Source organism: Paenibacillus terrae (genome assembly GCF_000943545.1).
In the GTDB taxonomy this organism is placed as follows: Bacteria; Bacillota; Bacilli; order Paenibacillales; family Paenibacillaceae; genus Paenibacillus; species Paenibacillus terrae_A.
Genome location: NZ_JTHP01000127.1, coordinates 1 through 9,078 on the forward strand (window position 1 = coordinate 1; position 9,078 = coordinate 9,078).

The following is a 9,078-nucleotide window of genomic DNA, read 5'->3' on the forward strand; positions in this document are numbered from 1 at the left end:
AAAACTTTTTTTACAAACACGTCTCATTCGTTGTAAATCTCGAAGTATGCTTGTTTGATCATCTAAAAAAGCAAATGATTCTAGCCTAGACAGCTCCATCGGAGTAAAGCTTGCTTCGTTAAGAAGTAAAGATATCTTTGTTTCTACATGATTTTTTGGTGAAGCAAAAACATTCACTATATTTTGTTCAATGGCAGCTATGTCCGTAGCCTCAATTTCTAGCATTAGATAGAAATGTGCTATGAAATCAAATTCTAAATCGCCTCCTGGGGAATACTGGACTTTTTTTGCATTAGTGTATCGTTCAATGACCTTATTCAGAAATTCTAGTTTCTTTGACTTTTGATTTGTTGACATTTCGTCTCTCCTCATATATAGAGTAAAAAAAAATACTCCACCTCACTGTTTATTGAAAAAACGCACTTCAAGATAATCAATTCATCATAAAAACTGATGAGAATGATCACCCGAAAGTGCGTTTTTATATCAATTATCCTTACGCCGCATGGCCAGGATCAGAAAGGTAAAGTATATATTCATATTTTATCAGTTTAGAAATCAATTTACAATTTAATTCATGTGAGTTGAATTTTTCCTCAAAAAATCAGTTCAAACCGACTTTCTCTCTAAACTCATCCTCCGAGAGGATCGTTACGCCTAGGTCCCTTGCTTTTTCAAGCTTACTGCCAGCTTTTTCTCCGACAATCACATAATCCGTTTTCTTTGATACACTACTGGTAAGCTTTGCTCCAGCGCAACCCAATAGTTCTTCTGCTTCATTTCGCCCCATATGAGTAAGGGTGCCTGTTAAAACTACCACTTTTCCTGAGAACTCGGTATCTATCGTTACAGTCTCCAAGACTTTCTTAGGTGTTACACCCAGATCAATTAATTGAGCAAGATGAATTCTCTCCTCCGGATCTGTAAAGAACGATTGAATTTGTTCGGCCACGATAGACCCAACGTCTGGTAATGCTGTAAGGTCCTCTAAGTCTGCTGATGCGAGCTCCGTTAGATTAGAAAAAGCATTAGCTAATACTTTAGCAGTAGACTTTCCTACACCGTTTATTCCCAATGCATACAAGAAATTTGCAAATTCCCGCGTCTTACTTACCTCTATTGCAGCTATAAGTTTTGAAGCCTTCTTTTCTCGTACTCCTTTTAATTGCTGTAGGGAATCCAATGTCAAATTGTATAATTGACTTGGTGTGCTTACATGAAGCACATCAAAGACTTGTTCTGCTGTAGATATACTGAATCCTTCAATATCCATAGCGTCTCTTGATGCAAAATGGATAAGTTTGTTCACTATCTGTGGTCGGCAGAGTCTAGAATTAGGACAAAACAAGTGCGCACCTTTATTGATAAGTTCCATTTGACAAGATGGACAATGGGTGGGAATAATGATTTCTCCTCCCTGCTCATCTTCATCTGCTTTCCCCAATATTTCCGGAATGACATCGTTTGAACGACGAACAAATACTGACGTGCCAATTGCGAATTCAAGATTCTTTCTTTTAATATCGTCACTGTTGTTCAGTGTTGCAGATTGTACGGTTACACCGCCCAATTCCAGTGCTTCTAGTACTGCTACAGGTGTAACCTTACCCGTTCTGCCTACTTCCCAATTAACAGAAAGTAGCTCTGTAGTTGCTTCTTCAGCTTCAAATTTAAAAGCTAATGCCCATCTTGGAAATTTTTCGGTATAGCCCAAAATTTCTCGTGTACGCATATCAGAAATTTTGATGACTGCCCCATCAATAAGCACATCCAAGCTGGGACGTTGCTGTTCCAAAAGCTTAAGATGGATAAATACATCATCAAGAGAATCAAATTTCTCAATGTGTGAACCTACTCTAAAACGATTTTGCTTCAGAAATTCCTGCATTTCCCCATGGCAGGTAAAGAGTTCTTCTTCAACAAAACCAACGTTATAGAAGTAAGCCTGCAAACCTCTGCTCGCTGTTACAGATGGATCAAGGTTCCTTAAAGCTCCCGCTGCAGCATTACGAGCATTCTTAAGTGGCTCACTAGCTGTACGATTGTATGCCTCAAGTTGACTTAGGTGCATTACACCCTCTCCTTGTATTTCAATTCGGCCCGCATAAGGGATTTTTAGAGGAATAGAGCGAATTGTCTTTACTTGGGGAAGAATTGACTCACCAACCACGCCATTACCCCTTGTCGAGGCTTGTATAAGCACGTTTTCGTTATAAACGAGGTTGATCGTGAGACCATCAAACTTGAGTTCAACATAATAGGTGAGGGCTGGGAGAAGCCTTTCAGGATGCTGTTCATTATACTCTCCAATCATCCTCATAATTCGTTTATTCCATAACAGCACTTCCTCGTGGTTATTTGCCTTATCAAGACTCCATAAAGGAGATAAATGTTTATAAGGCTGAAATCCCTCTAGAGTTTGCCCCCCTATGCGCTGACTTGGAGAATTTGGAAGAATCGTTTGAGTTTCTCTTTCTAAAAGCACTAGTTCGTCATATAACAAGTCGTACTCCTTATCAGAAATTATAGCCTTGTCCAAAGTATAATACTGGTAATTATGCATTTCGATTAATTGCACAAGCTCTTGTAAGCGATCTAATGTAGTCATCATTAAACTCTACCCCTCTTTTGTTATGGTTTATGTCGCATTTATATATAAAATATTTGCTTTTCCTCTCCGTATGAAAGCAAAAAAACACACCATTGGGCCTATTAACCGAATACGGTATACCTAGGCACTCAAAATAGTGTGTTTTCTCACAAATCCCTTTTAAGGCGCTTGCCAAAGGGGATAAATTCATACTAATGACATTAACATTCATCGTAACATGTTCTAAACGAGAAGGGAAGGCTCTCAAATTAAAGCTGCTTCTTTCACGTTCTTATGCTCAATTTCAAGCTCTTTTAGCATAGATAAATAACCGGAACGGCTAATGTTTGAAATCAGGTCTTCCCATGAAATTTCCTTCATTTCAGGAATGTCTATCATAATAGTTGCTAATTTTCGACTTAATAAGCCACTATCCTTTCCTTCAAGCAATTTTGTCATGTATCTCTTTAAGGCCGTATCTAAATTATTATTTTCTGCAGCTATAATAGAACCTTCCATACTACCATAATCGTTTGCAGTTGTTCTGCCATCGCTGCCCCATCCATCTATTCCTCGACTCCTCTGTGTTGAAAATAAAGAGGCAGAATTTCCGCTACTGTTCTTAGTAATTAGTTCTGTTTCAGTAATCCTTGCTTCTCCAGCGCGGCCATACGCTCCAGCAGCATAGCGCCGCTCAGATTTACGCTCAAATCCTCAGCAGGCTCAGGTGTTGCCGCCCATGATTTATTGAACATTACGCGCTGCTCATCTCTCCCGACTTCCAGAGACTGTCCGCATTCGTTACAAGAAGCTCAAGCTATAAATCTAACAAAAAAACCAAACCATCATTAATGAGTTGATCAATAACCATGTTTTCTTATAAATGAATTTACGTAATTCATTACTTATGTTTTTCGGGAAGAGGCTAGCCGAGATTGCAAGCAGTGGTACAGTTTCTGCGTAGAGGATGCGCCAGAAGCGGCCATGCCGGGAGGTCGCCTTGTTAAATCGCCTCGCTTGCAGCCCGAGTGCCGATCCGCCTCCGGCAGACTGGTCTTCTAATAACAACAAATAACGCTTTAAATCGTGTTGACCCGTCAATATTTCGGACGTTGCCTCTCAAAATCAACCAAGCATTCGCTATTTCGTTAAACTTAGAAGCATATGCCGCTAGAATACGGCCTTGCCCATTTCCACTGATGAATTTGAGTGCTCTGGATAAAAGAAATCTTCCATCCGCGACTTTGGTTAGTCGGACCAAATATCGGACAATTAGAAACCTCAAACCCCTCGAATTCTTTCTTTAAATCCAAGTTGCCGTTGATATCCTCACAAAACCAATCCATTCGATCAAGGATGTGGTTTTCCTTCAGACGTTGCAAATGAGAGGCTACGTCCGTTATCTAACCTGAATTACTCATTCATTTCTTCATGGAAACAGAATACTTCAAATAACTTTGAACAGCATCTTTACCTATCCTTTGATAACTGTTAGAAAATTTGCAGTCCATGCGTGCGTGCGAATGAATTTTCTTGCGCGATAAAACCTAAAACGGTAAAAAAATGTCCTGGTGCATTACGTTGTAAATAGTAAGGACGTCCCCATGGAATCCAATTCAAATTCCCAAAACGCGTAGCAGGAGAGCCGTTACTAACTAATTCCTTTATTTCATCTGATAAAACGCTTTCAACGTAAGTGAGTTTTATTCCATGGAATTGTATTAAATAATAGGCTAGTTTCCCCCTTTCCTTCCTCAGTTCTTTAACCCATCGGGCAGCATATCCGTTGTAATTACATATCGACGAGCGCCACCGCTATATTTCCAGTTTCCATCGCTTCTTTGAAGAATTGTTGTTTGAATTCTTTCGAATACTTGTTTCTCATCATTTTTTCAGTCCCTTATCACTATTAATGTAATCGATATCCCCCCCTTAGTGGCCAAGATTATCCATTCATAATAAAACAAAGAATTAAACTTTAGAAAATGGGAATAGATATATCTAAACTATAGTTCTCTGTAACTCTGGACAAGGAAAGGAATCTAATATGACCTTAGAAGAAGAAGTAAAAAAAATATGTAATCGCCTTTCCAATCATGGATGGAGGGAATTGCTGCTCCTTCATGGACTGGACATTTTATCTGAGAAATTAACTCTTGAAATGATGAAGCCCCTTGCCAATATTGATCGAACTTTCCCTGGGTTCTTGGACTTTTCCCTAGAAGGAACTAGAGGTATTGAAGCACGTCAACCGGCACATAGTTTATTTTACCATGCGGTTGCTTCACCATCAGTTATCACTGGGGCAGATGGTTCAGAATTAACTTCTTTTCCCACTTTAGCTGAACTAGAGATTATTGAAAACTATATTTATGGTATTACTCCCCCTCAATTAACTGATATTAGAGCTGAAGCGGACGGAGCTCCTATGGCGATCGTTGTATTTACCTCCGAATACCGTCCCGCTCCTGAAACCGTACATCTTAAACATGCCGACGTTTGTTTCTCACGAACCGGCGTTGCCCGAGTGGGTACAGCGGAATCACTTTATAGTCCCAAACTACGCGGATTTCTGCCTTTTGTAGAAGAGAATCCTCACAGCATTCGAGTGCTTCCTGCGCGGTATTCGGCTTATATTGCTTTTAAATTGCAGGGAAATGAGGGTACTTTCGGACCAATGCGACCTAGAGATGACGATGAGAACAGAGATTTTTGGGTACCAGTTCACAAGCTATTCAACGGTGATGAATGCATTCAGGATCTTCATTTAAATGTGAGCCTCATTAGTCGGCATATAAATCAGAAGTTAAGAAAAATCCATACTACTCTTGGAAAAAGCTATGAAACCGGATGGCAAGAACCAGATATTAGCTTAGCCCCTTTTTGGTTTACAAAAAATATTGCAGAGTGGTCCACTCACTTAGATTTCGGATCTGGAGTTCTGCTGCCTGTTGTTCACAACACTCTAGTCGAAGCGGCACAATATCAAGGTAAAGCGCTCTCATTAAGAGTGCCTAAGGGAGCAGATACTCTTTCCTCAAGTCTAAGGATTCCTGATATACATGGTGCTCGGCCCGCACCAGAATATGTCCATGTCCGTAGTAAAGTCTCTGAAACAGGGTCAATCGAGGACCTTAACAATCTTCCCGACGTAATTGAACTCATCTCAGAAGGAGAATATCGGGCGCTTCATTATATCGACTATACCGCAGATGGTTGGATTGAGGCAGTATGTCCTGATTTAGAGTTGGATGTCTTAACGGCGTATTCACTGGTTACTGCACCTGATTTTTTTCCGAGTTGTGATCAGCGAGAATTAATGGATTGGTGGGAACACACATTACCACAATCTATGAAACGCGGAATATGGGTTATCCCCCCAGAAACGTTATCGGATAATCGTATGGCCGCAAACTTAACATTAGTTGAAGCAGGTTTCGATGCCTATGATGATACGATAACCTCAGTTGTTTCAAGTCCATACAAGCACCGATCTGAGCGTACTACCTTAGATATTCCCCCTACCCAGAGGCATTCCTATTTGCCTGATGCAGCTTCAGGGGTATTTGCTCCTGGATGGGATATCAGCTATGATCGTACCTCTGGTGGTATAGAATTCCTAGCAGCCTATGGTCTTGGAAGCCCATTTCCTGAGGATGCGAAGCTTTGTGCTGCTCTTAGCACATATTGGCCGGCTGTCGCCCCAGATGCAGCACGTACCTTTCAGCCTAATCATCGCTGGCCTACTGTTTGTCCATTAACCGATGAAGAGATTGGACAAGTAGGGAACCTTCCTTGGGATGGCATAAGAGGTCCTCATATGATTCAGGCTGATGGGAAAAGTATTCTTGAATATCAACGACTTGATTACGCTGACTATGTCGACTCGGCAATAAAGAATAAATATACCTTAGCACTTACTGGAAATATTGACGTTACTGAATATAAAGCAAGAGTTCTTGCAATGGTTTACGTTTACAGAGCCTTGGGCATTTCCTTTGATTCGGAAGAAGAAACCATACTTGAAGAGAAGGGAAATTGGAGTGTATATTCGTTCCTCAAGGTTCAACTTTCGGATGAGGAGCTACAATCCGCAAAATCTCAAACAAATACCACCATACAAGGTGACGTATATCGTTTTGAAATGTATAGACATGGAGAAAAAAGTGTAGATACTAAACACTTTAATAAAATAAGGGTCGAAATTAATGAAATGGTTATTGTGTTTGTAATAAATAATACCGTCCTGCTCAAACGTCAAAATTCCGATTGGATTTTAAGTGATGCGGTCATCCACGAGTAATTTCGATGTTATTGTTGTCGGCAGCGGACCAGCTGGAGTAGCAGCTTCTATTATCTGTGCAAAGAAAGGGCTTAACGTCGTTATTTTGGATCAGGAGAGTTTTCCACGCTATCGACCAGGAGAAACTTTGCACCCTGGCATTCAGCCACTCCTCGAGACTTTGGGAGTGGCCGATCAGGTCTTGGCAGCCGGTTTTCTTCGACATCATGGAAATTGGGTGAGTTGGGAAGAAGAAAAGCTTCGATTTTTACCCTTTGGTTCAGATTCAATGGAAGAATGGCTGGGATTCCAAGCATGGCGTGCAGATTTTGATAATATCCTTCTTAAGCATGCCCATTCCTTGGGTGTAAAAGTGCTTCAGCCTTGTCGGGCGTTGAAACCGATGATCAATCATAATCGTATCAGTGGCACCTTGACGACTTGTGGGGAGCTAAAAGCCTCATATCTGGTTGATTCGTCTGGAAGACAACAATGGCTTGCCCAAGGGATGAATTTGTCGGTAAAAAAATATTCCCCCCAGCTAATCGTGAAATTCGGTTATGTTCAGGGAGAATACCAATTTCGAGATGATGCTCCAGCTATCATTTCAAACCACGAAGGATGGCTTTGGACTGCACGTGTTCGACCAAATACCTATCACTGGACACGCTTATCTTTAACTCCGGACACCAAAATTAAGGATCAAATCCCTCCAGAATTTAGAGGCTTAGCCCCAGTAGGAAACATTAGAGGTGCTGATGTGACATGGAGGGCGGTTCAAGGCCCTGCTGGTCCAGGTTATTATCTAGCTGGAGATGCAGCAAACGTGCTTGACCCTTTATCATCTCATGGCGTCCTAAAGGCTATGATGACGGGAATGATGTCAGGGCATCTTATTTCTCAAGTTCTCTTGGGAAAGGTAACTGAAAGTATAGCGATCCAATACTATTCGAATTGGATTAAAGGTTGGTTTCAGGAGGATGTGAATTATTTAAAGAAACTTTATTCACATTTCCCTTCATTTCCAACTTGTTAGTCAGTTAAATACTTACCTCCTCGTCTTCTTATACTCGACGAGGAGAATTAGCTGTACTTAAGTTTCAGCAAATTATCTCTATTCCCCCTGCTTACTTTCCGAATATTCCATGAGCGTAATACAAACTGATCTACGTTTCTGGAAATGACCATACGATAAAGGGCATTCCTCCAACTATTAAAATACACCAAATATAATTATTGACAGACTCATCGTTTTCATCATATTCGCCGTTGCTCAATGGTATCGAGCTTTTCTCTAAATTCATCCAATATCCAATTAATGTTGTAAACGTGCAGTTCCTCTATCTTTTAAGCGGTTCTAGAAGACCTAATTTTGCAAGGCGTCAAGGATATTTAAATCCAGCCCCTGAGGGGATTGATTGTCCCACTGCTTGGTCACATCTTGGTGGGATAGGAAGTGTTTGTATTCTTCGACCCTAACGGAGTCTTGGATCGGCTACACTCTTCTAGACAGAAAAATTGTGGTCTAATATAGTAGACTACAGACCAACCTAGGAGGAGCAAACGGATCATGACAAAAAAAGAAAGACGTACCTTTAGCGCTGAATTTAAAGCGCAGATGGTTCAGCTCTATCAAAGTGGCAAAGCACGAAAGGATATCATTCAAGAATATGATTTGAATCCTTCATCATTGGATAAATGGGTGAAACAGAGTTCCACATCGGGATCCTTCAAAGAGAAAGACAACCGGACTCCAGAGGAATTAGAACTGATCGAGCTTCGAAAACAGAACAAGCAACTACTCATGGAGAATGACATTTTAAAGCAAGCCGCGCTGATCATGGGACGAAAGTAAATGTCATTCGCCAGAATAAACATAAATACTCGGTATCAGCAATGTGCGACGTCCTGAACATCCCCAGAAGCACCTATTATTATGAAGAATGCAAAGTCGAAGTTCCATCCGAGGATGGAATTTCCTCTATTATTGTAGACATTTTTCAAAGGAGTCGTCAAAACTATGGTACGCGTAAGGTTAAAAAAGAGCTGCACCAACAAGGCTTTACGGTATCCAGGCGGAGAATAGGACGAATCATGAAGGAATTCGGACTGGTTTCCTCGTATACGGTCGCTCAGTACAAGCCTCATCCCACGAAATGCAATGAAGCCAAACAAGCGAATGTATTGGACCGGAAATTTGAGCAAG

The 9,078-nt window shown here is 40.9% G+C and carries 6 protein-coding genes and 1 pseudogene; 3 read left to right on the forward strand and 4 right to left on the reverse strand.

Features of this window, described 5'->3' with window-relative positions:
• From QD47_RS28470 to QD47_RS33825, 4 genes are all read right to left on the reverse strand, one after another.
• Positions 1 to 357: hypothetical protein (locus QD47_RS28470; protein WP_044649294.1), on the reverse strand; the 357-nt coding region annotated here is incomplete at its 3' end.
• A gap of 247 nt (positions 358 to 604) precedes the next feature.
• Positions 605 to 2,611, reverse strand: coding sequence for an NAD-dependent DNA ligase LigA (gene ligA / locus QD47_RS28475; protein ID WP_327204694.1), 2,007 nt, complete (start codon positions 2,609 to 2,611; stop codon positions 605 to 607).
• 243 nt (positions 2,612 to 2,854) lie between these two features.
• Positions 2,855 to 3,109 carry a DNA polymerase I family protein gene (locus QD47_RS28480; RefSeq protein WP_152643899.1) on the reverse strand — a complete coding sequence of 85 codons (255 nt, stop codon included), beginning with the start codon at positions 3,107 to 3,109 and terminating at the stop codon, positions 2,855 to 2,857.
• 110 nt (positions 3,110 to 3,219) lie between these two features.
• A complete protein-coding gene (locus tag QD47_RS33825) occupies positions 3,220 to 3,345 on the reverse strand; it encodes a hypothetical protein (RefSeq protein WP_268794282.1) in 126 nt (41 codons plus the stop codon).
• Between the two features lie 1,292 nt (positions 3,346 to 4,637).
• Between QD47_RS33825 and QD47_RS28485 the strand changes: the two genes are divergently transcribed.
• The 3 genes and pseudogenes from QD47_RS28485 to QD47_RS33545 form a co-directional block, all read left to right on the forward strand.
• A complete protein-coding gene (locus QD47_RS28485; RefSeq protein ID WP_044649296.1) occupies positions 4,638 to 6,893 on the forward strand; it encodes a hypothetical protein in 2,256 nt (751 codons plus the stop codon).
• Positions 6,874 to 7,908, forward strand: a complete 1,035-nt coding sequence (locus QD47_RS28490; RefSeq protein ID WP_044649297.1) for an NAD(P)/FAD-dependent oxidoreductase — start codon at positions 6,874 to 6,876, stop codon at positions 7,906 to 7,908. Before QD47_RS28485 ends, QD47_RS28490 begins: the two co-directional genes overlap by 20 nt.
• 534 nt (positions 7,909 to 8,442) lie before the next feature.
• Positions 8,443 to 9,078 (forward strand): annotated as a pseudogene (locus QD47_RS33545) (IS3 family transposase); the annotation flags it as partial.